Origin of the sequence: Massilia sp. DJPM01 (assembly GCF_030348125.1) — a bacterium.
Taxonomy (GTDB): domain Bacteria; phylum Pseudomonadota; class Gammaproteobacteria; order Burkholderiales; family Burkholderiaceae_D; genus Telluria_A; species Telluria_A frigida.
In genome coordinates, this window is record NZ_JAQOZV010000009.1 from 25,612 (window position 1) to 50,124 (window position 24,513).

Sequence of the window (24,513 nt, forward strand, 5' to 3'; positions counted from 1 at the left end):
CCTGCCAGCACCATCACCACCACCACGATCTGCGTGGCAGCTTCTATAATGCCTGATGTACACGACGGCGCAAGAATGAACTCATGAAACAGCTGGTACTCGATTTGGGCGCAGAGCAGGCGCACAGCCTCGATACCTTCGAGGTAGGGCAAAATGCCGAACTGGCGCATCTGATGCACCAGTTCGCGGAGCGTCGTTCGCGCGAACATTTCGCTTACCTGTGGGGCGAAACCGGCGCCGGCAAGACCCACCTGCTGCAAGCGCTGGCCGCCACGCCGTGCTCGCGCTACATCGCCTGCGACGCGTCCGAGTGCGAATTCACCTACGCGCCGGAGACCACCCTGTACCTGCTCGACGACTGCGACAAGCTCTCGCCGCAAGCCCAGATCGACGCGTTTGCCCTGTTCAACCAGATCCGCGAACATGGCGCCTACATGGTCAGCACCGGGCCGGTGCCGCCGGTGGTGCTGCCGGTGCGCGAAGACCTGCGCACGCGCATGGGATGGGGCCTGATCTACCAGATCCACGGCCTGGCCGACGAACAGAAGATCGCCGCCCTCACGCACGCCGCCGAAGCGCGCGGTTTGACCTTGTCGGCCAGCGTGTTACCCTATCTGCTGTCCCATTTCAAGCGCGACATGCGCTCCCTGTCGACGATGCTAGACGCACTCGATCAGTATTCCCTCGAAACCCAGCGGCCGGTGACCCTGCCGTTGCTGCGCGATTTACTATTACAAGCCAACCCGCAAGCGGACACCAAAGAATGAAGAACCTGGCGCTGTTTGACCTGGACCACACCCTGCTGCCGATTGATTCGGACCACGAATGGGGCGAATTTTTAGTCCGTACCGGCGCCGTCGATCGCGTCGAATTCAAGCGCCGCAACGACCAATTCTATGCCCAGTACCAGGCCGGCACGCTCGACCCGGTCGACTACCTCGACTTCGCGCTCGGCACCCTGGCGCGCTTTCCGCGCAAGGAACTCGACGCCATGCACGCGCAGTTCATGGCCGAGGTGATCGAGCCGGCCATCCTGCCGCGCGCGCGCGCGCTGCTCCAGCAGCACATGGATGCCGGCGACCTGGTGGCCATCATCACCGCCACCAACCGCTTCGTGACCGCGCCGATCGCCAAAGCGCTGGGCGTGGAGCACCTGATCGCCGCAGTGCCCGAAGAAGACGCGGACGGCAACCTGACCGGCAAACTGGTGGGCGTGCCCACATCGGGCGCCGGCAAGGTCAGCCACACCCATGCGTGGCTGGCGCAGCTTGGCACGCCCCTGGATGGCTTCGGGCGCAGCCACTTCTACAGCGATTCGCACAACGATATTCCCCTACTGTCCGTCGTCACCCATCCTGTCGCGACCAACCCCAACGCCGTGCTGGCGACCCACGCCACACGCCTTGGCTGGCCTTTACTCCATCTATTCAATGATTAAAAAATTCATCCGCAAAATGCTCGGCGTCAAAGAGAAGCAGCCAGTGCGCGACCTGACCGAACCCATCATCCTGGGACCGGCGGAGCACGGGATCGATCCCAAGCTGCTGTCGTCGAACGCGATCCGCGTGACCCAGACATTGCAGGAGGCGGGCTTCAAGGCGTTCGTGGTGGGCGGCGCCGTGCGCGACCTGCTGCTGTCGGTCAAGCCGAAGGACTTCGACATCGCCACCGATGCCACGCCCGAACAGGTCAAACGCCTGTTCCGGCGCGCCTTCATCATCGGCAAGCGCTTCCAGATCGTGCACGTGATGTTCGGCTCCGACCTGCTGGAGGTCACCACCTTCCGCGGCGCCGGCGAATCCAACGCGCCCAAGGATGAACACGGACGGGTGCTGCGCGACAATAACTTCGGCCCCCAGCACGAAGACGCCATGCGGCGCGACTTCACCATCAACGCCATGTACTACGACCCGGCCACGCAAGTGGTGCTGGACTACCACGGCGGCATCGCCGACATCCGCGACAAGACCCTGCGCATCATCGGCCAGCCCGAAGCGCGCTACCGCGAAGACCCGGTGCGCCTGTTGCGCGTGGTGCGCTTCGCCGCGCGCCTGGGCTTTACCATCGAGCCGCACACGCGCGAACCGATTCCGGTCATGGCGCCCCTGATCAACAACGTGCCAGCCGCGCGCGTGTTCGACGAAATGCTCAAGCTGCTCATGAGCGGCCACGCGCTGGCCTGCCTCCAGCAACTGCGCAAGGAAGGCCTGCACCATGGCCTGCTGCCGCTGCTCGACGTGGTACTGGAGCAGCCGATCGGGATGAAGTTCGTGACCCTGGCGCTGGAATCGACCGACAACCGCATCAAGGCCGGCAAGGGCGTCTCGCCGGGCTTCCTGTTCGCCTCGCTGCTGTGGCACCAGGTGGTGGAAAAATGGACCGCCTACCGCGCGGCGGGCGAGTCGCCGATTCCGGCGCTGCACCTGGCGGCCGACGACGTGCTCGATTCGCAGACCGAAAAACTGGCCCTGCAGCGCAAGATCGGCTCGGACATGCGCGACATCTGGTCGATGCAGCCGCGCTTCGAGCGGCGCACCGGCAAGGCCCCATACAAGCTGCTGGAACACCCGCGCTTCCGCGCCGGCTACGACTTCCTGCTGCTGCGCTGCGAGTCGGGCGAGATCGAGATGGAAATCGGCGAATGGTGGACCGCCTTTTATGAAGGCGACGCCATCGAACGCGAAACCCTGCTCACCACCGCCGTGGCGGCGCCGGCCGGCGCCAAGCGCAAGCGAGCGCCGCGCCGCGCACCGCGCAACCGCGGCACCGGCGAGGGCGGCGACAGCGCCGCCACCAGCACCACCGGCAGCACCAGCGGCGACGAATGATCGCGTACATCGGCATCGGCGCCAACCTGGGCGACGCGCGCGCCAACGTGGCCGACGCCCTGGCGCGCCTGGCCGCGCTGGACGGCAGCCGCCTGCTGGCGCAATCGTCGGCCTGGCGCACCGCGCCGATTGACTCCTCGGGCGACGACTACATCAACGCGGTGGCCTGCATCGACACCACGATGGGCGCAGCGGACTTGCTGGCCGCGCTACAGGCGATCGAACTGGCGCACGGGCGCGAACGGCCCTACCGCAACGCCCCGCGCACCCTCGACCTCGACATCCTGCTGTACAACGATGAACTGATCGACACGGCCAGCCTGCAAGTGCCGCATCCGCGCATGTGCGAACGCGCGTTCGTGCTGGCGCCGCTGCTGGAAATCGCCCCGGACATCGAGCTGCCCGGGCATGGTCCGGCGCAGCGCTTCCTGCCCGCCGTCGCCGGCCAGGCCATCGCACGCCTCGACTGACATGCAGATTCCCGTTTTCCTCCAGACCACCGGCCTGCTGATCCTGTCGAACGTATTCATGACAATCGCCTGGTACGGCCACCTGAAGAACATGTCGAGCAAGGCCTGGTGGTACGCGGCGCTGGTCAGCTGGGCCATCGCCCTGTTCGAGTACCTGCTGCAGGTGCCGGCCAACCGCATCGGCCACACGCAATACAGCCTGGCGCAGCTCAAGATCCTGCAGGAAGCCATCACCCTCACGGTGTTCGTGCCGTTCGCGATGTTCTACATGGGCGAGCCCTTCAAACTCGACTATGTCTGGGCCGGGCTGTGCCTGGTGGGCGCGGTCTACTTCATCTTCCGCAGCTGACCGGGCACGTTCCGGCGGTTGGCATTACACTATGCGCCGTTGCGACCATTTTGATATCAAAGGACTATTATGAGCGGTTATCTGCAGGGTAAGGACATGGCGGGCGGCGATACTCCGGCGCCTGTCAAACCGGTGGTGACGAAGGCGGTAACGATTCCTTCGCTGAACGCGATGCGTGCTTCGGGCGCCAAGATCACGATGCTGACCTGCTACGACGCCAGCTTTGCGACCTTGATGGACCGCTGCGGCGTGGAAGTGCTGCTGATCGGCGATTCGCTGGGCATGGTCTGCAATGGACATCAATCGACCTTGCCGGTCACGGTGGCCGAGATTGCGTACCACACCGCCGCTGTCGCGCGCGGCAACAAGAGCGCGATGGTGCTGGCCGATATGCCGTTCGGCAGCTACGGCACGCCGGAAGCGGCGTTCAACAACGCGGTGCAGCTGATGCAGGCTGGCGCGCACATGGTCAAGATCGAGGGCGGCGCCTGGCTGGCCGAAACGATCCGTTTCCTGACCGACCGCGCGGTGCCGGTGTGCGCGCACCTGGGGCTCACGCCGCAATCGGTGCACCAGCTGGGTGGCTACAAGGTGCAGGGCAAGACCATCGAAAGCGCGGCGCAGCTCAAGGCCGATGCGCTGGCGCTGGAAGCTGCCGGTGCGGCGATCGTGCTGTTCGAGGCGATTCCCAGCGCCTTGGGCAAGGAATTGACCGAGGCGCTGAAGGTGCCGACCATCGGCATCGGCGCGGGGCCGGATTGTTCGGGCCAGGTGCTGGTGATGCACGACATCCTGGGCGTTTTCCCGGGGCGCAAAGCGCGCTTCGTGAGGAACTTCATGGAAGGCCAGACCAGCATCGATGCCGCCGTGAGCGCGTATGTCAACGCGGTCAAGGATGGCAGTTTTCCGGCGCTGGAGCACTGCTTCTAAGCCTCCGCGCCCCACTCCGTCGTTCCCGCGCTGGAACGACGGGGGTTAGCGCAATCCGTACCGCTTCATTTTATTCAACAGCCCCACCCGCGAAATCCCCAACTGCCTGGCCGCGTGCGTGTGATTGTGCGCCGTCTCGTCGAGCGCGGCGACGATCAGGCGCTTTTCCAGCGCCGCCACCTGCGCATCGAGCAAGCCATCCCCTTCCACCGCCAGCGGCGCGGCCGCTTCGCCGCAGGCCAGCGCCAGGTCGTCGACCGTGATCGTATCGGCATTGCCCGCCAGCGCCGCCGCCGTCGACACCGAGTGCTGCAACTCGCGCACATTGCCCGGCCAGTTCCTCGACACCACCCATTCCAGCGCAGCTGGCGCCAGCCGCTTGGGCGGAGACAGCCTGGCCACCACGGCCTGCACGATCAGCGCCACATCCTCGGCCCGTTCGGCCAGCGCCGTGGTCCTGACCTGGATGCCTTTCAAGCGATAAAACAGATCATCGCGAAACGATTTTTCCTCGACCATCGCCGCCAGGTCGCGGTTGGTGGCCGCCACCACGCGTACATCGACCCGCGTTTCGCTGCGCGCGCCGACCGCAAAAAAACTCCCGGCCTGCAAAAAGCGCAGCAGCTTGACCTGCATCGACAGCGGCATGTCGCCGATCTCGTCGAGGAACAAGGTGCCGCCGTTGGCCGCCGCGATCAGGCCGATGCGGTCGCGGTCCGCGCCCGTGAAACTGCCCTTGCAGTGCCCGAACAACTCGCTCTCGAACAGCTCCGCCGGAATCGCGCCGCAGTGCACCGCCACGAACGGCTTGGCGCTGCGCTTGCCGTTGGCGTGCAGCGCGCGCGCCACCAGCTCCTTGCCGGTGCCGCTCGGCCCCGTGATCATCACCGGCACTTCGGTCGGCCCGATGCGCCGGATCAGCGCACGCAGGTCGCGCAGGTCGCTACTGATGCCGATCAGGCCCATGGTGGCGTCGCTTGGTGCGGCGCGCGCGCGCCACTCGGCCAGTTCGCGCTCCAGGCGGCGCTTGGTCAGCGCGCGCTCGACCACCACGCGCAGCAGGTCCGGGTCGAGCGGCTTGGGTAAAAAATCCCAGGCGCCGGCGGCCATCGCGCGCAGGGCCAGTTCGCGGTCGGCGTGGCCGGTCATCACCACCACCGGCACCGTCGCCAGGCCGGGCAGCAGCGCCAGCCCTTCATCGGGGCGGAACGAGGGCGGCAGCGCCAGGTCCAGCAGCACCAGGTCGAAGCTGTGATCAGCGCACAGCGCCAGCACCTGTTCGCTTGACGCCGCGACCTTGACGTCGTAGCCAAGGCTGGCCAGCCAGTTGCCGCACAGGCGCTGGAAGGCGGGTTCGTCGTCGACGAGGAGAATGCGTTCGGAAGTCATGGCGAGCCTGGTAAAAGAAGTTCGAAGCAGCAGTTCCAGCCGGCCAGTTCGCCCAGCCTGACGCTGCCGCCGTGGGCCTCGACCAGGCGCCTGACGATCGCCAGGCCAAGGCCGGTACCGCCGGGACGGCGCGTGGTGAAGGGCTGGAACAGGTCGGCGGCCAGATCGGCGGGCACGCCCGGGCCGTTATCGCACACGCGCAGCAGCACCTGGCCGTCAGCCTGCGCTTCGGCGGCGACCAGGATGCGCGGGTCGCTGCGGCCGCGCAGCATGGCCATGGCGTTGCCAATCAGGTTGCCGAGGATTTGCTCGCCGCGCATCGGATCAATGTGCAGGCACAGGGCCTGGTCGACATCGACGTCGATGGCTTGCGACGGATGGCCGGCGGCGACCCGCTGCACCAGTTCGGCCACGGGCACGCGCTGGCGGTTCAGGCGCACTTCGCCGGAGTAACTGAGCAAATCCTGGATCAGATGGTCGGCGCGCTCGATCTGGGCGCGGATCTCGGCGCGCACCTCCGGCGGCGCCATCACCGCAGCCATGCTGATGATGTTGAGCGGGTTGCGCAGCTCGTGCGCCACCGTCGCCGCCAGGCCGCCCAGTTCCAGCAGATGCGCCTGTTGCAGGCGCTCCTTTTCATGCTCCGCATAGCGCAGCAACTGGTCCAGGCGCGCCGCCGCAGCCGCCAGCAGGGCGCCGAATACTTCGCCGACGCGGGTCACGCTGGGGGTCGCGCCTTCCCACTCGATCAGGTCACTGCGCCAGTGCGGCGCCTTGCCGTCCTTGCCGGCGGCGAGATAACAATGCACGCCCGGCTTGCCCGCGCCGTCGCCGGCCGGCCCGGCGTCGCCCAGCACCACCCGCATCGGCTGGCGCAGGTGCGCACCCAGGGTGGACGCGGCGATGCGTTCCAGGTCAGGCCAGCTGCTGGCGGCGTCGAGCCGCAGGCGCCAGTCGGCCAGCACGCCCGCTTCCAGATGCGCGCCGGGGAATACCAGCCGCTCCATGGCGCGGCGCGACGGGCCCTCCAGCACCAGCATCACGCCCAGCATGGCGGTACCGAGCAGCCATAGCTGCCACAGGGGCATGGCGGCCAGCGGCGCGAAGCCGGTGCGCGCGGCCACGCTGAGCAGCAGGCTGGCCAGGGCCACCGCGATGGCCATCAGCACCAGCCAGGCCAGCAGGCGGTTGGCCCACAGGTTCACCACCATCAGGTCGTAGCGCAGGATGCCGAATACCAGCAGCAGCGCGTAGCCCGGCAACAGGATCACGCTGTACGGGAAGATGTCGATCCCGAGCGAGGCGTTGAGGAACATCAGCGAGGCGCCCGATCCCCACACGCCGGCAAACCAGATTGCCAGGATCTTGCCGCGCTGTTTGGGCGCGGCCGCCGGCCACGCCGCCAGCAGCAGCAGGTAGGCCCAGACGCTGATCGAGCTGACCACAATGCCCGGTATCCAGCCCCACACCGGGAAAAAGTAGTAGCGCCGGAAGCCGAGCCAGGGCGCCAGCGTGCCCATGTCGAGTAGTTGTATCAGCACGAGGGTGACGATGCCGAGCAGGTAGACCGCCAGCAGCTGGCGCGGGCGCTCGCGCCGCAGGAAGCGGAACACGAAGTGCAGGAAGAACACCGCGTTGATCGGGCCGCAGTTGACCAGCCGCTTGCCCAGCGCGGCCACCGCATCGCCGCCCAGGTGCATGCCCAGCTGCCCCAGCGCCCAGCAGCCGATGCCGACGCAAAACAGCGCCAGCGGCTTGATGCCGCTCTGGTGCGGCGCCTTGGCCCACAGCCAGGCCGCCAGTCCCAGGCTGATGCCACCCTGGATCACCAGGGAGAAATAGTAAACGCGGTAGATGTCCATGCGGGCCGGTGTAAGGCAGCTTGATAGTTGCAACAGGCTAACTATATAGCAAGTTGACAGCCAGCGCGTATTCGCTGGTAATTTTCTCTTTAAAAACAGCAGCTTAGAATCGCGGCGCGGGTGGCACACGGCTTGCGTATTGATGAGTAGGACGGCGCAGGCCGGGACCACTCAGCAAAGGCATCGACGCATCATGAATACACTGCATTTCCCCGACATCAACGCACTGATGCCACCCAAAATCATCTGGATGCGGGTCAACCGCGTGCTGGCGTGGGCCTTGATCGTCTCGCCGCTGGCGCAATGGGCGCTCGGAACGGCGTTCATGCGCGGGCTGGCGCTCGACCTGGTGATTCTGCTGGCACATGCGGCCATGTCGCTGGCCTTGTTCGGCATTCCCAAAACGCCGGCGCGCCGTTTCAGCGTGGCGATGCACGTCATCGGCTGGCGACCGATGGACCTGAGCCCGCGCAACTGTTATTTGTTGAGCGGGCACCGGATCGGACTGACACTACTGGTGTTGGCGCTGGTGCCGGAGGTGATAGCGGCGCTGAGCCCCAGCCCCGCTATCACCAATGTCGCTTACGTGCGATTGCTCTGGCTTCCGGCCACGGCGCTGATCGTGATCGCCTTCTGGGCGCTCCTGCGCCTGCCGATCACACTGATCCAGCACCTCCATCCGTCCATCTTCCAGGCGTTGCGGCGCTGGGGCATGCGCGAGAACGCGGGCAGCGTGGCTACCACGATCACTGCCGTCTTTTTCGTCCTGTCCTTCATCAACCTGATCAGGTAGTCGCCATCATGTTTGCCTTCACAGCAGCACCAAGCCACTTCGTTTTCCCGTCACTGACACGGCGTAATGCCGGCATGCCGCAACTGGGCACGCTCGACGGCGACCTGCTGACGGTCGCCACGTGGCAGCGCATCGCCCTTGCCGCCCTGCCCGCGCTGACGCTGGCTTCCTTTGCCGCGCTGTACGCGCACGGTGCTTACCTGGCGCTGCCGCTGGTGATGCTGATGCACTTCGTGGTCACGGTGGCCTACATGCACGACGTGGCGCACGGCTCGGCGGGCCTCGATGCCCGCGCCACGCACTGGGTGCTGTTCATCGTCAGCGTGCTGGTGCTGCAAAGCGGGCATGCGTTCCGCTACTCGCACCTGCACCACCACGCCCACTGCCTGGAAGATGACGATCTGGAAGGCGCCCCGGCGCGCGGCGGCCTGCCTGGTGCGCTGCTGTGCGGCCCCCTGTACCTGCCACGCCTGTGGCGCGAAGCGTTCCGCAAGATCCGCGCCGCGCGCGACCGGCGCTGGATGATCGCCGAACTGGCCACCGCGCTGGCGCTGGCGCTGCTGGCCTTGTGGCTGACACGCTGGAGCAGCGGGCCGCTGGTCTACGCCGCCATGGCCTGGATCGGCGGCTGGCTGTATCCGCTGGCGACGGCGTATCTGCCGCACTACAAACCGGGCAGCAAGCCGCTCGAACAGGCCCGCACCATGCGCGGCGCGATCGTGCCGGCGCTGTTCATGAACCTGACTTACCACCTTGAACATCACCTGTATCCGCAAGTGCCGACGCTGAACCTGCGGCGCCTGTCGCATCGGCTAGATCCGTACTTCGCGGCGCGCGGGCTGCGGCCTACGCAGGTATATTGAGCGCGCCACAAGGCAGGTATAGTGGGTTTCCATGCAGGTGGCGCATGGACTTTAGTGAAAGATAAAACAATGAGCCATGCGGACGAACGTTGGTTGGATATTTCGGTCAAAGCCAGGGTGGCCCTGCTACCCTCGCCCGTGGGCCGATCCTCGCCCATCCAAACCGGCTATCGCCCGAACCATCAACTCCCGAGCGGAGATTTTTGCATGGGGATTTTCACGTCAATGGAAGGCGGGCAGATTGCTCCCGGCGAATCGGCTCTCGTCGAGATCCGGTTCATGGTGGTTGAACCGTGGCGCGGCTTTTTTGAAGCCGGCTACGTGTGGAATATTAACGAGGGGTCGCGCAAGGTGGGATCAGGCGAGATCCTGGCGGTCACTGAAGTAAGGCAAAGCCGTTAATCAGGCCCTGAACCGGCCGTTGCCGGCGCGATCAACAATGCCGCCAGCATCGCCGACACCGATTCAAACTCGTCGACCGGGCCATGCGCGCGCAATACCTCGGGCGGCGCATATCCCCACGCCACGGCGCCGAACGCCACGCCCGCCTTGGCCGATGCCTCGGCATCGGTACCCTGGTCGCCCACATACAGCGCCTCGCCCGCGCCAACCCGGCTTTGCTTGACTACCTTGCGGATGCGCGAGGCCTTGCCGAACACCGACATGCCGCACTCGAAGTGGCTGAACAGGCTACTCAGCCCAGGCCCCAGCACGCGCCGCACGTTGTGCTCCGAGTTGGACGATACCACCGCCAGCACCACGCCGGCATCAAACAGCGCCAGCAAGGCGTCGGCCACGCCGTCGAACAGGGCGATGCTGGCCGCGTTCTCGCTCATCATGCCGATGAAGCTTTTCGACACCACCGGCATCTTCCAGGCCGGCATGCCGATGTAGCGCATGATCTCGCGCGTGCCCATTGAGCGCAACTGCGCGGCCTGGTCGCCTTCGACGCGCCTGAGGCCATGCTTGTCCGCCAGGCCGTTGTACACGCTCTGGAAGAAGGGGAACGAGTCGGCCAGGGTACCGTCGAAGTCGAAAATGACCAGCTGGTACTTCAGGCGCGGCGCTACTGTGCGGTCATCCAATCTGGATCCATGTGGTTTTGAGTTCCGTGTACTTGTCGAAAGCGTGCAGCGATTTATCGCGCCCGTTGCCCGACTGCCTGACGCCGCCGAACGGCACCGTGATGTCGTCGCCATCGTACTGGTTCACGTGCACGGTGCCGGCGCGCAGGGCACGCGCGGTCTTGATCGCGCGGCTCAAATCGGCCGTCCACACCGCCGCCTGCAAGCCGTACTGGGTCGAATTGGCCTGGCGCACGGCATCGTCGATATCGGTAAAACTGAGCACCGACAGCACCGGCCCGAAGATCTCTTCGCGCGCGATGCTCATGCTGCCGTCCACCTGGTCGAACAGGGTCGGCGCCACATAAAAGCCGCCGCTGTCGGTGCGCGCGGCATCCCCGCCCGCCAGCAGCCTGGCGCCGGCCTGCTTGCCCTGCTCGATGTAGCCCATCACGGTCTTCATCTGGGCCGCATCGACGATGGCGCCCATGATGGTGGCCTCGTCGAGCGGGTCGCCCGGCGCGAAAGCGGGCACCAGCGCCAGCGCTTTTTCGAGAAAGGCATCCTTGATCGAGGCTTCCACGAACAGGCGCGAAGGCGCATTGCAGCTTTCGCCCTGGTTGAAGTAGATCGACCCGATGGCCGCGCTCACCGCCGCATCGAGATCCGGGCAGTCGGCGCAGACGATGTTGGCCGATTTGCCGCCCAATTCGGTCCAGGCGCGCTTGAGGTTCGATTGCCCGGCCATCTGCAATATCTGCTTGCCGACCTTGGTCGAGCCGGTAAAGCCGATGCAATCGACATCCATGTGCAGCGCCAGCGCCGCCCCGGCTTCATGGCCGTAGCCGGGAACGACGTTGAACACGCCCGCCGGCAGCCCGGCTTCGAGCGCGATCTCGGCCAGTCGCAGCGCCGTCAGGGGCGACTTTTCGGACGGTTTCAAGATCACGCTGTTGCCGGCGGCGAGCGCCGGGGCGATCTTCCAGGCCGCCATGATCATCGGGTAGTTCCACGGCACGATGGCGGCCACCACGCCGACCGGCTCGCGCGTGATCAGGGCCAGGCTGTTCTCGCCCGTGGGCGCGATCTGGTCGTAGATCTTGTCGATCGCCTCGCCATACCAGCGGATGCAGTTGGCCGCCGCCGGCACGTCCACGCTCTGGCTGTACTTGATCGGCTTGCCCATGTCGAGCGTCTCCAGCAAAGCCAGTTCGTCGGCATGCGCCTGGATCAGGTCCGCGAACTTGATCAGGACGCGCTTCCTCGCCGCCGGCGCCTGGCCGGCCCAGCGCCGGTCGTCGAAGGCCGCGCGTGCCGCCACCACGGCCGCGTCGACGTCAAGCCCGTCGCAGCGCGCGACAAGGCCCAGCTGGCGGCCATCGATCGGCGAGAGGTTGTCGAACCGCTGTTCCGAGCGCGCCCAGACGCGCTCCCCGCCGATGAATGCGCGTCCGTCGATGCTCAAGGCTGCCGCCCGTTCGTGCCATTGCGTGTTTCCCATGCCGTGCTCCCTAAAAACTGACTACTGTCGATACGCCGATAACGTGATTGTCGCGGCGGTACTGTCCATCAAATGTCTTGAACACCCTGGCCGTGGCGTAGTCGTAGCGGTATTCGCCCTTCACGCTCACGCCCGGCACAAGCAGGTACTGCGTGCCCACCGAGAGCGTGCCGCGATTGGCGCCGCGGGTCGGGTCGATGACAAACCATTGCCCGCCGCGCAAGACCATGCCTGAACCGAAGCCGTTGCGCCCGTCCGGACAATTCGCCGCGAATCCGGCCAGGTCCTTGCAGCCGGGCGCCAGGGTCGCTCCGAACACGCCCCCGCCGCCGGTGCCGTTGAAGATGTAGTCGAGGCGGGCGATGGCTTCGAGGCGCGGCATGATCTTGTACGACACCAGCGACGACAGGCCGTACCAGCGCTGGCGCGCCGCGCCGTAGAGGTTGGCGGCCGTGGCTTGCTGGCCCCCGTAGCTTAACTGACCCTGGATATTCCAGTCGCCACGCGTGTAAAAGCCGTCCACCTCCATCAGGTCGACCCGCCCGACAGCACTGTCATCGTCGAAACCGGCATGGGTGCCCGACATGCCGAAGCCTGAAAATTCTCCCCGGGCGTAGTCGACACGGTAGAACACACCCGGGGTTCGTTCGCCGCCGTCATCGACACGGGCGCGGTTCATATTGCCGATCATGACTTTACTGTCCCACTTGCCGCGCACCAGTTGCAGGCCCGCGCCGGTGTAGAAATTGGCCGCCGAAAAATCGAACAGCAGGTTGTGGGTGAGGAGCTTGTTCTGGGTCGACGGGATGTACTCGTAGCCGCTCCAGTCGGGAATCTGGCCGAGCAACAGGCGCGTCGACTGGTCGCCCAGCGGAATCGAGGCCGACGCCTCGTGTACCAGGTTGCCGAAGTTGTAGCCGGAGGCTATACCCTTGCTGGGCATGAGCGAGATTCTCAGCCTGGTGCCGCCTTCGAGCTCCTTGTCGAGGTTGAACATGCCGCTGCCGAAGGTGGTATTGTCGTAGCCGAAGCTCTCGCCGGAACCGTTGACCGAACTGTTATTGTTCAGGAACACGAAGCTGGAGGTGCCGGCGTTGCGGTTGCGGATATAGCTCGGGTCGATGTAGCCCGAGATTTTCAAGCCTTTCAGGCCGCTCGTCTCCATCGCATCGTCAAGGGCGTCGCTCTTGACCCGCAGGCGCGCCAGTTCGGCGCCATTGTCCGGCTTGGGCTGTTCGGCCTTCTCGATCATTGCTTCGAGCTTTTGCACATGCGCCTTGAGGGCGCCCAGTTCGGCCTTGAGTTCCTGGGTGGTCTGGGCTTGCGCGATGACGGGACAAGCTGCGGCAAAGGCGATGACGGCGTTGCGGTACTCGTTCATGGTTTTCTCCTCGGGCCAACGGTGAGGGCGGCGGGCACGCCGTGCCCACCACCGTAAACAGCGGCCGAAGAGCGTGCTATGACTTGACTGCGGCCGCCACCTGCTTCTGGCGCTGCCGCTCGGCGCGCGCCATCATGATGGCGGCGACGATCACGCCGGCCGACACCACCAGTATCGTCAATGCCGCCACCGCGTTCACGCGCGGGTCCAGGCCCAGGCGCGCGCGCGACATGATCACCAGCGGCATGGTCGTCGCGCCCGGACCGGACAGGAAGTTCGACAGCACCACATCGTCGAGCGAGAGCGTAAACGTAAGCAGCCAGGCCGAGGCCAGCGACTGCGTGATGTTCGGCAGCGTCACCAGGAAGAACACCTGGTGCGGGCGGCAGCCAAGGTCCATGGCGGCTTCTTCGAGCGAGCGGTTCATCTCGCGCAGGCGCGCCTGCACCACCACGGCCGCATACGCCACGCCGAGCAGCGTGTGGCCCATCCAGATGGTGAAGGCGCCGCGCTCGGGAAAGCCGAAGATCTTCTGCATGGAGACCATCATCAGCAGCAGCGACAGGCCGATGATCACATCGGGCATGACCAGCGGCGCGCTGACCATCCCGGAGAACAGCAGGCGGCCGGGAAAACGCTTGTAGCGGTTCAGGACAAAGGCGGCAAAGGTCCCCAGCACCACGGACGCGGTGGCGCTCATCAGGGCGATTTTCAGCGACAGCACGAAGCCGCTGACCAGCTCCGCATCCTTGAACAGCTCCGGATACCACTGGGTCGAAAAGCCGCTCCACACCATGTCCTGGCGCGAGCTGTTAAACGAAAACACGACCAGTACCACCAGCGGCAGGTACAGGAACAGGTAGCCCAGCGAGAGCCATCCGCGGCCGAACCAGCGGGCCAGCGCGGTCTTGTCCATTCGCTTGTTCATGTGCTTGCTCATTTGCTTGCTCATGCGCGGCCCTCCTCTTCCTGTTCGGCCTTGTACTTATTGAAGACCGCCATCGGCACCAGGATCAGCAGGATCGCCACCACCGCCAGCGCCGAGGCGCGCGGCCAGTCGGTGTTGACAAAAAATTCGTCCCACATCAGGCGCCCGATCAGCAGTGTCTCGGGGCCGCCGAGCAGTTCGGGAATGACGAACTCCCCCACGCCCGGAATGAACACCAGCATGGCACCGGCGATGATGCCGGACTTCGAGAGCGGCACGGTGACGCGCCAGAAGGCTTGCCACGGTGTGGCGCCCAGGTCGGCCGCCGCTTCCAGGAAGCGCACATCCATCTTCACCAGGTTGGAGTACAGCGGCAGGATCATGAACGGCAGGTAGGCGTAGTACATCCCCAGCACCAGCGCGAACGGGGTGTTCATCATTTTCAGCGGTTCGGTGATCACGCCGAGCCACATCAGCAGGTTGTTGAGCAAGCCCTGGTTGGCCAGGATGCCCTTCCAGGCGTAGATACGCAGCAGGAAGGAAGTCCAGAACGGCAGCATCACCATCATCAGCAGCACCGGACGGTGCGCCGGTTTGGCGCGCGCCATGAACCAGGCGAAGGGGTAGCCGGTCACCAGGCACAGGACCATGGTCACGCCCGCATAGGCGAGCGAGCGCAGGAAGGTCCACAGGTAGTTGTCGTCCTCGGTCAGGGCGACGTAATTGACGATCTTGGCCTTGATGCTGATGACCCCATCGCTGAAGGTGAGCAAGGGGCCGAACGGGCTGCCGCTGTCGTCGAGTTCCGCAAAACTCATGCGCAGCACGATCAGGAACGGGATCAGGAAGGCGATCGTCAGCCAGGCGAAGGGCAGGCCGATGACGAAGCGGCGGCCGGCCGCGGGAGGGCGCAGGATTGTGCTCATGGCCGCCTCAATGGGTCAGGACCACGATGTCGCTGCCGTCCCACCACGCGACCACGTGCTGGCCGCGTTCGAGGCGGGACTCTTCGTGGCGCGCGGCGTTGGTGCGCGCGACCTTGAGGATGCCGCCCAGCGCCATGCGCACCTGGTAGTGGGTCTCGTTGCCGAAGTACGAGACGTTGACGATCTCGCCGGCCACGCAGTTGTAGCCGTCTTCGGCGGCCGAGGCGCGCTGCTCCACGCCCGGCATGTCGCGCTGCAGGGCGATTTTTTCGGGCCGCACCGCCACGCTGACCGGCATGTTGTTGGTGCCGCTGATGCCGTGGCTGACGTAATGCCGGCATTCCTGTGTTTCGACGATGACGTGGTCGGGCTGGTCGACCCGCACATGGCCGTCGAACATGTTGACGCTGCCGATGAAGTCGGCCACGAAGCGGCAGTTGGGCGTTTCGTAGATGTCGCCTGGCGCGCCCACCTGCAAAATGCGCCCTTCGCTCATGACGGCGATGCGGGTGGCCATGCTCATGGCCTCATCCTGGTCGTGGGTGACCATCACGCAGGTCACGCCGACCTGCTCGATGATGTGCACCAGTTCCATCTGGGTCTGTTCGCGCAGTTTTTTATCGAGCGCGCCGAGCGGCTCGTCGAGCAGCAGCAACTGGGGACGCTTGGCCAGGCTACGCGCCAGCGCCACGCGCTGCTGCTGCCCGCCCGAGAGCTGGTGCGGCTTGCGTTTGACATAGGCGCCCAGCTGCACCAGCGCCAGCATCTGGTCGACCCGTTCGGCCACTTCCGCCCTGGGCAGGCCGTCGCGGCGCAGGCCGAAGGCGACGTTGTCCCACACCGTCAGGTGCGGGAACAGCGCGTACGACTGGAACATCATGTTGACCGGGCGCTCGTAGGGCGGCACGCCGACCAGGTCCTGGCCGGCCAGTTCAATGGTGCCCGCGGTCGGCGTCTCGAAACCGGCCAGCATGCGCAGCAAGGTCGATTTGCCGCAGCCGGAGCTGCCCAGCAGCGCGAAGATCTCGCCCTTGTCGATGGCGAGCGAAATGTCGTTCACGGCGCGCACGCCGTCGAACTCCTTGACGAGGTTGCGGATCAGGAGAAAAGGCTGCGCTCTTGCGGGTTGTACAATCGTCATAAGAATGATGAAAGAATAGGCAAAGGCGCAATTTTATCGGACATATGCCCGTATGCAGGCAAAAATGATTACATCCCGGTCTTAAAACGCGTGAACACGCGCGTCATGGTGCGGCGCGCGTCGGCGCTCAGGGGCTCGGGCACCACCATGCGCTGCTTGTCGGCGTCGGGCAGGTAGACCGTGCGGTTGCCGGCGATGTCGGGCCGCACCAGGCGCGTGGCGGCCGCATTCGGATTGGCGTAGAACACCTTGTTGGTCAGGCTGGCGTGCACCTCGGGGCGCAGGATGTAGTTGATCCACAGGTGGGCGTTGCCCGGATGCGGGGCATCGGCCGGAATGGCCATGGTGTCGAACATCAGGGCGGCGGTCTTGGGCACCAGCGCCACGATGTTCTGGCCGTTCTTGCTGTCGATGGCGCGCTGGCGCGCGATGTTGATGTCCCCGGACCAGCCCAGCGAGACGCACAGGGCGCCGTTGGCCAGGTCGTTGATGTAGCCGGCGGAACTGAACAGGGTCACCGATGGACGGATCGCCTGCAGCATGCGGGCCGCGTCCTGGTAGTCGGCGCTGTTTTTCGAGTAGGCCGGCTTGCCGATGTAGAGCAGCGCGGCGGGCAGCACCTCGGACGGGGAATCGAGAAACGAGATGCCGCACGATGTGAGCTTGCTGGCGTAGCGCGCATCGAACACCAGGTCCCACACATTGTCGGGCATCGGCAGGCTGCCCAGGGCCGCCTTGACCTTGTCGACGTTGATGCCGAGCGTGGTGTAGCCCCACAGCCAGACCACCAGGTGCTTGTTGTCCGGGTCGAGCCGTTTGACCAGCGTTTGCAGCGCGGGGTCGAGATTGGCCAGGTTGGGCAGGCTGGCCTTGTCGAGGGGGCGCAGCAGGCCGCCGTCGATCTGCAGGCGCGCCCAGTGGGCCGTGGGGACCACGATGTCGTAGCCGGTTTTACCGGCGCTCAGCTTGGCGTGCAGGACCTCGTTGCTGTCGAACAGATCGTAGCGGACCTTGATGCCGGTCTCTTTTTCAAAGTTGCGGACCGTGTCCTCGGCGATGTAGTCGGACCAGTTGTAGATGTTGAGGATTTTTTCTTCGGGCGGGGCGGAACCGGCGGGAAGGTGGAAGCTGGCGGCGACGGCCGCGAGGCCGAGGATGAAGCACTGTGCGATGCGGCGTATCGTCTTCATCCTGCCTCCCGTTTAACGTGAATTCAAGTGACCCAGCCCCGCTGCTGCAAGTCGATCAGGGTGGCCTCGAGGCAGTACCTGATCTTGAAAATCATTTCGTCGATCTGCGCGCGCGTCATCACCAGCGGTGGCGCGATGATCATGCGCTCGCCCACGGCGCGCATGATGATCCCGTTGGCGAACATGTAGCCGCGGCAGATCATGCCCACGCCCTGCTCCGGATCGAAGAACTCGCAGTCGTGCACCGCTTCAGCCTTCGTGCGCACCAGGTTCAGCCCCGCCACGAAACCGCAGCTGTCGGCGTAGCCCACCAGCGGATGGTCCATCAGGGCCGCGAACTTCTCCTTGAGGTAAGGGCCGGTATCTTGCGCCACCTGCTGCACCAGGCGCTCGTCGATCAGGATGCGGATATTTTCCAGCGCCGCCGCACAGGCCACCGGATGGCCCGAATACGTAAATCCATGATTGAAGTCGCCACCCTCGTGGATCAGCACATCCGCCACCCGGTCACCGACCAGCACGCCACCTAAGGGAACATATCCCGAGGTCACACCCTTCGCGAATGTAATCAGATCAGGTTTGATCTGCATCAACTCGGAGCCAAACCATGTACCAAGACGGCCAAAACCGCAAATGACTTCGTCGGCGATCAGGAGCACGCCGTACTTGTCGCAGATGCGCTGTATTTCTGGCCAGTAGGTCGCCGGCGGAATGATCACGCCGCCCGCGCCCTGCACCGGTTCGCCGATGAAGGCGGCCACCTTGTCGGGGCCGACCTCGAGGATTTTGGTTTCCAGCCAGCCGGCGGCCACGATGCCGAATTCGTCGGCGCTCATGCCGCTGCCGTTTTCCAGGTAGTTGGGCTGGCCGATATGCTCGATCCCGGGGATCATGCCGCCCTGCTCGTGCATGCCCGCCATGCCGCCCAGCGCCGCGCCGGCCACCGTGCTGCCGTGGTAGGCGTTGTAGCGGCTGATGATGGTGTGGCGCTGCGGGCAGCCCAACAGATCCCAGTAGCGGCGCACCATGCGCAGGTTGGTGTCGTTCGCTTCCGAGCCGGAGCCGGTGAAGAACACGTGGTTGAACTGGGGCGGCGAAATTTCCACCAGCAGCGCGGCCAGGCGCGTGGCCGGCACATTGGTGGTGTTGAAGAAGCTGTTATAGAAGGGCAGCGTCTGCATCTGGCGGTACACCGCGTCCGAGATGCTGGTGCGGCCGTAGCCGACATTCACGCACCACAGGCCCGACATGCCGTCGAGGATCTTGTTACCGTCAGAATCCCACAGGTAGATGCCGTCGCCGCGCACCATCACGCGCGCGCCGCGCTCGCCCAGCGCCTTGTGGTCGGTGAAGGGATGCATGTAGTGCGCCGCGTCCTGGCGCTGGATTTCGGCGGTGTCGTAGACGTCGTGGGTGGCGGCCTTGACCGACGCGACCAGCGCGGCGCTCGGGACCATGGGGTTGGCTGTCATGATGAACCTCGTTCTGGTTATTATTGGTGGCTTGATGCTTACACGTGCAGCAGCAGATGCTCGCGTTCCCACGGGCTGATGACGGTCATGAATTCCTGGTGTTCGAGGTCCTTGATGGCCGCGTAGACGTCGATGAAGCGCTCGCCCAGCACCGTGCGCAGCTTGTCCTCGGCGCGCAGCAGGTGCAGCGCTTCGGGCAGGCCCTGGGGCAGCTCGAACGGCATTTCGTAGGCGCTGCCGTTCATCATCGGGGTCGGTTCCAGCTGCTCGGTCATGCCAAGGTAGCCGCAGGCCAGGGTCACCGCCAGCGCCAGGTAGGGATTGGCGTCGGCGCCGATGATGCGGTTTTCCACGCGCCGGTCCTGCACGCCCGATTCGGGCACGCGGAAGCCCACCGTGCGGTTGTCCAGGCCCCACTGGATATTGATCGGCGCGGCCGTGTGGCGCACGATGCGGCGGTACGAATTGACGTACGGCGCGACGATCGCCATGGCCGACGGCATGTAGCGCTGCAAGCCGCCGATGTACTGCTTGAACAGGGGCGAGGCCGAACCGTCTTCGCTGCTGAAGATATTCAGGCCGGTCTTGGTGTCGACCACGCTCTGGTGCACGTGCATGGCCGAACCGGGTTCGCCCGCCATCGGCTTGGCCATGAAGGTGGCGTACATGTCGTGCTTGAGGGCCGCTTCGCGCAAGGTGCGCTTGAAGAAGAACACCTTGTCGGCCAGGCCGAGCGGGTCGCCATGCAGGAAGTTGATTTCCATCTGGCCGGCGCCGATCTCGTGGATCAGGGTGTCGACGTCGAGGTTCATCAGTTCGCAGTAATCGTAGATATCCTCGAACAGCGGATCGAATTCGTTGACGGCGTCGATGCTGTAGACCTGGCGGCTGGTTTCGGCGCGGCCGCTGCGGCCGATCGGTGGTTTCAGGGGCAGGTCGGGATCGATGTTCTTGGCGGTCAGGTAAAACTCGAGTTCGGGCGCCACCACCGGCTTCCAGCCCTTGTCGGCGTACAGTTTCAGGACCCGGCGCAGCACCGTGCGCGGGGCGAAGTCGACCAGTTTGCCATCGGCGAAATAGCAGTCGTGGATCACCTGCGCGGTCGGGTCGACCGCCCACGGCACCATGGTGATGGTGGTCGGATCGGCCTTGAGGATCATGTCGCGGTCGGTGGCCGAGATGGCGCGGTCGTAGGCTTCGTCATCCAGCGGGTAGTTGCCGGTCACGGTCATGCCCAGCACCGCCTCGGGGATGCGCATGCCGCGCTCCTGGGTGAATTTGCCGCGCGGGAGGATTTTGCCGCGCGCGACCCCGGTCAAGTCGGGAATCAGGCATTCGATTTCGGTGACCCGTTTCTCGTTGAGCCACAGGTCCATGTCGGTATAGGTGAAGTTTTCGCGAATTGCCATGATGTTCTCTCTGTAGTTTGCGCTCTGTGTTGCTCGCACGCGCGCGGGCGGATGCCGCCGGCGTGCTGTGGAACCGGGGATGGAAAGCGGCGCTACGGCACGCAGCGCAAGGCCCACTTTTCGTAGTGACTGGTGGCGTGCGTCTTCATGCACTCCCCTCGCGCCTGGCCTGGAAAGCGCGGCAAGCCTTGCCGAAGGCGCCGAACATCCTCATCGAGGCGGGGTTGTCGAGGATCTGCCATTCGGGATGCCACTGCACCGCCAGCGTAAAGCCGGGCGCGGATGGCACCGAAAACGCTTCCACCAGGCCGTCGTGCGAAAGCGCTTCGATGGCGATGCCGGACGCGAGCCGGTCCACACCCTGCCCGTGCAGCGAATTGACGGCGATGCGCTGGGCGCCGCCGAGCATGCGCTGGAAGGCGCCGCCGGGGGTGAGGATGACGTCATGGGCCGGGCCGTACTGGTCTTCGATGGCGGCGTCGGGGTCTTCGCGGTGGTCCATCTTGCCTTCGACTTCCTGCACCGCCTGATACAGGCTGCCGCCCAAGGCCACGTTCATCTCCTGGAAACCGCGGCATACCGCGATGATGGGGATGCCGCGTTCGAGGGCGGCGCGGATCAGCGGCAAGGTGGTGGCGTCGCGCGCGCGGTCCTGCGGCAGGCTCGGGTCGAGCACGTCCTGGTCGTAGTAGCTCGGATGCACGTTCGAGGCCGAGCCGGTGAGCATGATGCCATCGCACACGGACAGGGACGCCTCCAGGTCGAGCGCGGCGCCGAGCGCGGGCAGGATCATGGGAGCGCAGTCGGCGCCGAGGACGACGGCGTCGACATATTTGAGCTGCGCGGCGTGATACGGATGGGGTCCGATCTGGCGCGTGCAGGCGGGAACGAGAACGATAGGGCGGCGCATGATTGTCGGTATAGGAACGAATAACGCACTCGTTTCATCATAATGGCTAATCGGCCTGATGGCGAGTGCTGCGTGATCCATCTCAAATGGACGACCTAGGCTGGACGCAGGTCAATGCATCGCGCCACCGTTAGAGCTTACCGGCAAGTTGTCAAACATGCCAACACGAACTACCTGCACGCCAATATTGCACACAGGAAACCAATTGCTTAACCGAGGTCAGACCCCGGTTGAACAAGCGTTAGCGGCGCGAGCGCACGCCCGCCAGCGCCAGCCCGGCCAGCAGCATGGCCCAGGTAGCCGGTTCCGGTACCGGCAACATGTTGGCCGGGTCCAGCCGCAGCATGCCGCATACCCCCAGCCCCTCGTGGCAACCACTCGCGGCAATCTGCCCCAGGTCGTTGATCGCGCCGGCATCGTTCAGGTGCCAGCCCGAAGCCGGGTCAATCAGCGAATTGAGATTGCGTACCGCCCCGCCCTCCCATAGCATCGCTTCATTCACGTCCCAGCCCTGGTAGGACAGCCCCACCACCTGCCCCCGGTTGTTCATCCCGCGCGCGGCGCTGCCCATGCCGGAGAGCGCGCCCAGGTCGCTCATCACGCCATTCACGTACAAAAAGGCGTGCTCGCCCCCTCCCTCCAGCGACGAGGAGCCGGCGATGTGTCCGGCGTCGTTGATTGCGGCGGCGTCCGACCATTCCCCGCCCAGCGTGCCGAGGTCGCGCATCGTGCCGTTCTCGTACAGGAAGGCGCGCGGGGTGTAGGGCCCGGCCAGCGCGGCCCAGCCAACGATCTGCCCGGCGCTGTTGATGCCGGCGGCGTTGCTCGACTCGCCGCCCAGCGTACCCAGGTCGCTGACGCCGCCGCCAACGAAGCGGGCCGCATGGAAGTCCAGGCAGTCGCAGGGAATCGCCCCCACCGCGCTCCCGGCACCGTTCAGGCCCGAGGCGCCGCTGTCCCTGAGCGCCCACGGGGTCAGGTTGGTCACCGTGGCACCGCTGAACAGCACGGCATGACTGATGCCGTCGAGCGTCTTCGATTCGCCCACGATCTGGCGCGCATCGTTGATCGCCTGTACACGCGTGTACAGGCCGCCCAGGCTGCCCAGCTGCGCGGTGCGTCCGTCGGCAAACAGGTAGCCGCGCCACTCCTGGCCGCTGACGTAGGTGCCACCGACCACGTCGCCGCGGTTGTTGATGCCAGTCGCCTCGACATGGTCGAACTGGCCGGCCAGGATCGTGGTGATGGTGTAGCGCGGCGCCTTGGCGGGCGCTTGGGCGGGCGCGGCGGCCAGCGCCGGCAGGCAGGCGGCGCTGAGCAGCAGGCCGGGGAGACATCGGGCAGGTTGACGCATGGAACACCTCATCGTGAACGGTTGCGGCTCCCACCGGGACACCGGGCAACGCCAGGCGCGGCGCCGTCACGCTTGAGCATGGCCCCGGCAGCGTGGCAACGCTTGTGCAGCCACAAAGGCTTCCGCGCGCAGGACGTGCGGCCTGCGCCGGGTCAAGACGACAGTGGCCGGATGCTGCCGCTTGGCATCATCCGGCGGGCGCGCGCGCTACCGGGCAATCGATGCCAAAAAACGCTAAGATGGTCGCCCGGCCTTCGCGCCAAGCCCTTGACGAAAGCACCCCTATGTTGAATCTGAAAGACCCTGCTCTGCTGCGGCAGCAATGTTTTATCGATGGCGAATGGTGCGATGCGGACAATGGGGCCACCATCACGGTCACCAATCCGGCCACCGGCGACACGCTGGGCACGGTGCCGCGCATGGGCGCCGCCGAAACCGCGCGCGCGATCGCGGCAGCCAACGCGGCCTGGCCGGCCTGGCGCAAGAAGAGTGCGCGCGAACGCAGCGTCATCCTGCGCGATTGGAACGACCTGATGATCGACAACGCCGACGACCTGGCCCTGATCATGACCGCCGAACAGGGCAAGCCCTTGCTCGAATCGAAGGGCGAAATCGCTTACGCCGCCTCCTTCATCGAGTGGTTCGCCGAGGAAGGCAAGCGCATCGAGGGCGACACCTTGCAGTCGCCCTGGGCCGACCGGCGCCTGGTGGTGAGCAAGGAGCCGATCGGCGTGTGCGCGGCGATTACGCCGTGGAATTTTCCAGCGGCGATGATCACGCGCAAGGCCGGCCCCGCACTGGCGGCCGGCTGCCCGATGGTGGTCAAGCCGGCCGAGCTGACCCCGTTCTCGGCCCTGGCCCTGGCCGCGCTGGCCGAGCGCGCCGGCATGCCGAAGGGCGTGTTCAGCGTCCTCACGGGCGACTCCAAGGCGATTGGCGCCGAAATGACCGGCAATCCGCTGGTGCGCAAACTGAGTTTCACGGGCTCGACCCAGGTCGGCCGGGTATTGATGGAACAATGCGCGCCGACCATCAAGAAGCTGTCGCTGGAACTGGGCGGCAACGCGCCCTTCATCGTGTTCGACGATGCCGATCTCGATGCGGCGGTCGAGGGCGCCATCGCGTCGAAGTACCGCAACGCCGGCCAGACCTGCGTATGCGCCAACCGCCTGTACGTGCAGGATGGGGTGTACGAGCAATTCGCCGAGAAACTGGTGGCGGCGGTGGGCAAGCTCAAGGTCGGCAATGGCCAGGACATGGGCGTGACGCAAGGCCCCCTGATCGAGGAAAAGGCCGTGCAGAAGGTCGAGCAGCATATCGCCGACGCGCTCTCCAAAGGCGCACGCCTGCTGACCGGCGGCAAGCGCCACGCGCTGGGGCACAGCTTTTTCGAGCCGACCGTGATTGCCGACGTGACATCGGCAATGCAGGTGGCGACCGAGGAAACCTTCGGCCCGCTGGCGCCGCTGTTCCGCTTCGATACCGAGGATGATGTCATCGCCATGGCCAACGATACCGAGTTCGGGCTGGCGGCGTACTTCTATTCGCGCGACATCGGGCGCGTGTGGCGCGTGGCCGATGCGCTCGAGTCCGGCATGGTCGGGGTCAACACCGGCCTGATTTCAACCGAAGTGGCCCCGTTCGGCGGCGTCAAGCAGTCGGGGCTGGGGCGCGAAGGTTCGCGCTACGGCATCGACGACTATCTGGTGCTCAAGTACATCTGCATGGCCGGATTGTAAGCGTCGCGGCCGTC

23 protein-coding genes are annotated in these 24,513 nt (G+C 65.3%); 10 read left to right on the forward strand and 13 right to left on the reverse strand.

What is annotated here, in order from left to right; all coding sequences use genetic code 11:
• Positions 1–83 precede the first annotated feature (83 nt).
• The 6 genes from hda to panB all read left to right on the forward strand — a co-directional run bounded on the left by hda (position 84) and on the right by panB (position 4,577).
• Positions 84–767: a DnaA regulatory inactivator Hda gene (gene hda / locus PO883_RS08370; RefSeq protein ID WP_167090027.1), complete on the forward strand. Its 684-nt coding sequence runs from the start codon at positions 84–86 to the stop codon at positions 765–767.
• Positions 764–1,438, forward strand: a complete 675-nt coding sequence (locus tag PO883_RS08375) for an HAD family phosphatase (RefSeq protein ID WP_289309346.1) — start codon at positions 764–766, stop codon at positions 1,436–1,438. Before hda ends, PO883_RS08375 begins: the two co-directional genes overlap by 4 nt.
• Positions 1,431–2,828 carry a polynucleotide adenylyltransferase PcnB gene (pcnB, locus tag PO883_RS08380; RefSeq protein ID WP_289309347.1) on the forward strand — a complete coding sequence of 466 codons (1,398 nt, stop codon included), beginning with the start codon at positions 1,431–1,433 and terminating at the stop codon, positions 2,826–2,828. The genes PO883_RS08375 and pcnB overlap by 8 nt, the downstream gene beginning before the upstream one ends.
• The gene (folK, locus tag PO883_RS08385) at positions 2,825–3,298 is read left to right on the forward strand and encodes a 2-amino-4-hydroxy-6-hydroxymethyldihydropteridine diphosphokinase (RefSeq protein ID WP_289309348.1); all 474 of its coding nucleotides are present in this window, start codon (positions 2,825–2,827) and stop codon (positions 3,296–3,298) included. The genes pcnB and folK overlap by 4 nt, the downstream gene beginning before the upstream one ends.
• Before the next feature lies 1 nt (position 3,299).
• Positions 3,300–3,647, forward strand: coding sequence for a DMT family protein (locus tag PO883_RS08390; protein WP_167090031.1), 348 nt, complete (start codon positions 3,300–3,302; stop codon positions 3,645–3,647).
• Between the two features lie 69 nt (positions 3,648–3,716).
• Entirely contained in the window at positions 3,717–4,577 is an 861-nt protein-coding gene (panB, locus tag PO883_RS08395; protein WP_289309349.1) for a 3-methyl-2-oxobutanoate hydroxymethyltransferase, read from the forward strand.
• Positions 4,578–4,622: 45 nt separating this feature from the next.
• Here the strand turns inward: panB and PO883_RS08400 are convergent, their stop codons facing one another.
• On the reverse strand, positions 4,623–5,966 hold the full coding sequence (locus tag PO883_RS08400) for a sigma-54 dependent transcriptional regulator (RefSeq protein ID WP_289309350.1): 1,344 nt from the start codon (positions 5,964–5,966) through the stop codon (positions 4,623–4,625).
• Positions 5,963–7,828 (reverse strand): sensor histidine kinase, encoded by a 1,866-nt coding sequence (locus PO883_RS08405; RefSeq protein ID WP_289309351.1) that lies wholly within the window; start codon positions 7,826–7,828, stop codon positions 5,963–5,965. The genes PO883_RS08400 and PO883_RS08405 overlap by 4 nt, the downstream gene beginning before the upstream one ends.
• Positions 7,829–8,021: 193 nt before the next feature.
• On the opposite strand from PO883_RS08405, the gene PO883_RS08410 reads away from it, so the two are divergent.
• From PO883_RS08410 to PO883_RS08420, 3 genes are read left to right on the forward strand one after another with little or no spacing between them, the layout of a single operon-like run.
• A complete protein-coding gene (locus tag PO883_RS08410) occupies positions 8,022–8,621 on the forward strand; it encodes a hypothetical protein (RefSeq protein ID WP_289309352.1) in 600 nt (199 codons plus the stop codon).
• A gap of 8 nt (positions 8,622–8,629) precedes the next feature.
• Entirely contained in the window at positions 8,630–9,484 is an 855-nt protein-coding gene (locus tag PO883_RS08415; RefSeq protein ID WP_289309353.1) for a fatty acid desaturase, read from the forward strand.
• Between the two features lie 54 nt (positions 9,485–9,538).
• Entirely contained in the window at positions 9,539–9,886 is a 348-nt protein-coding gene (locus PO883_RS08420; protein WP_289309354.1) for a hypothetical protein, read from the forward strand.
• On the opposite strand, the gene PO883_RS08425 is transcribed toward PO883_RS08420, so the two are convergent.
• From PO883_RS08425 to PO883_RS08475, 11 genes are all read right to left on the reverse strand, one after another.
• On the reverse strand, positions 9,883–10,569 hold the full coding sequence (locus tag PO883_RS08425; protein ID WP_289309355.1) for an HAD hydrolase-like protein: 687 nt from the start codon (positions 10,567–10,569) through the stop codon (positions 9,883–9,885). The two genes, PO883_RS08420 and PO883_RS08425, sit on opposite strands and share 4 nt — an antisense overlap.
• Positions 10,562–12,049, reverse strand: coding sequence for an aldehyde dehydrogenase (locus PO883_RS08430; RefSeq protein WP_289309356.1), 1,488 nt, complete (start codon positions 12,047–12,049; stop codon positions 10,562–10,564). The genes PO883_RS08425 and PO883_RS08430 overlap by 8 nt, the downstream gene beginning before the upstream one ends.
• 10 nt (positions 12,050–12,059) lie before the next feature.
• Positions 12,060–13,430: a DUF3138 family protein gene (locus PO883_RS08435; RefSeq protein WP_289309357.1), complete on the reverse strand. Its 1,371-nt coding sequence runs from the start codon at positions 13,428–13,430 to the stop codon at positions 12,060–12,062.
• A gap of 76 nt (positions 13,431–13,506) precedes the next feature.
• Positions 13,507–14,382: an ABC transporter permease subunit gene (locus PO883_RS08440; RefSeq protein WP_289309358.1), complete on the reverse strand. Its 876-nt coding sequence runs from the start codon at positions 14,380–14,382 to the stop codon at positions 13,507–13,509.
• Positions 14,379–15,284, reverse strand: coding sequence for an ABC transporter permease subunit (locus tag PO883_RS08445; protein ID WP_289309359.1), 906 nt, complete (start codon positions 15,282–15,284; stop codon positions 14,379–14,381). Before PO883_RS08445 ends, PO883_RS08440 begins: the two co-directional genes overlap by 4 nt.
• 7 nt (positions 15,285–15,291) lie before the next feature.
• A complete protein-coding gene (locus tag PO883_RS08450; RefSeq protein WP_289309360.1) occupies positions 15,292–16,425 on the reverse strand; it encodes an ABC transporter ATP-binding protein in 1,134 nt (377 codons plus the stop codon).
• 68 nt (positions 16,426–16,493) lie between these two features.
• Positions 16,494–17,615 carry a polyamine ABC transporter substrate-binding protein gene (locus PO883_RS08455; protein ID WP_289309361.1) on the reverse strand — a complete coding sequence of 374 codons (1,122 nt, stop codon included), beginning with the start codon at positions 17,613–17,615 and terminating at the stop codon, positions 16,494–16,496.
• Between the two features lie 23 nt (positions 17,616–17,638).
• A complete protein-coding gene (locus PO883_RS08460) occupies positions 17,639–19,072 on the reverse strand; it encodes an aspartate aminotransferase family protein (RefSeq protein ID WP_373890046.1) in 1,434 nt (477 codons plus the stop codon).
• A 53-nt stretch (positions 19,073–19,125) separates the two neighbouring features.
• A complete protein-coding gene (locus tag PO883_RS08465) occupies positions 19,126–20,496 on the reverse strand; it encodes a glutamine synthetase family protein (RefSeq protein WP_167090057.1) in 1,371 nt (456 codons plus the stop codon).
• Positions 20,497–20,641: 145 nt separating this feature from the next.
• Entirely contained in the window at positions 20,642–21,406 is a 765-nt protein-coding gene (locus PO883_RS08470) for a gamma-glutamyl-gamma-aminobutyrate hydrolase family protein (RefSeq protein ID WP_289309363.1), read from the reverse strand.
• 241 nt (positions 21,407–21,647) lie between these two features.
• Positions 21,648–22,760, reverse strand: coding sequence for a PEPxxWA-CTERM sorting domain-containing protein (locus PO883_RS08475; protein ID WP_289309364.1), 1,113 nt, complete (start codon positions 22,758–22,760; stop codon positions 21,648–21,650).
• 284 nt (positions 22,761–23,044) lie between these two features.
• On the opposite strand from PO883_RS08475, the gene gabD reads away from it, so the two are divergent.
• Positions 23,045–24,499: an NADP-dependent succinate-semialdehyde dehydrogenase gene (gabD, locus tag PO883_RS08480; protein ID WP_289309365.1), complete on the forward strand. Its 1,455-nt coding sequence runs from the start codon at positions 23,045–23,047 to the stop codon at positions 24,497–24,499.
• The last annotated feature ends 14 nt before the right edge of the window (positions 24,500–24,513 follow it).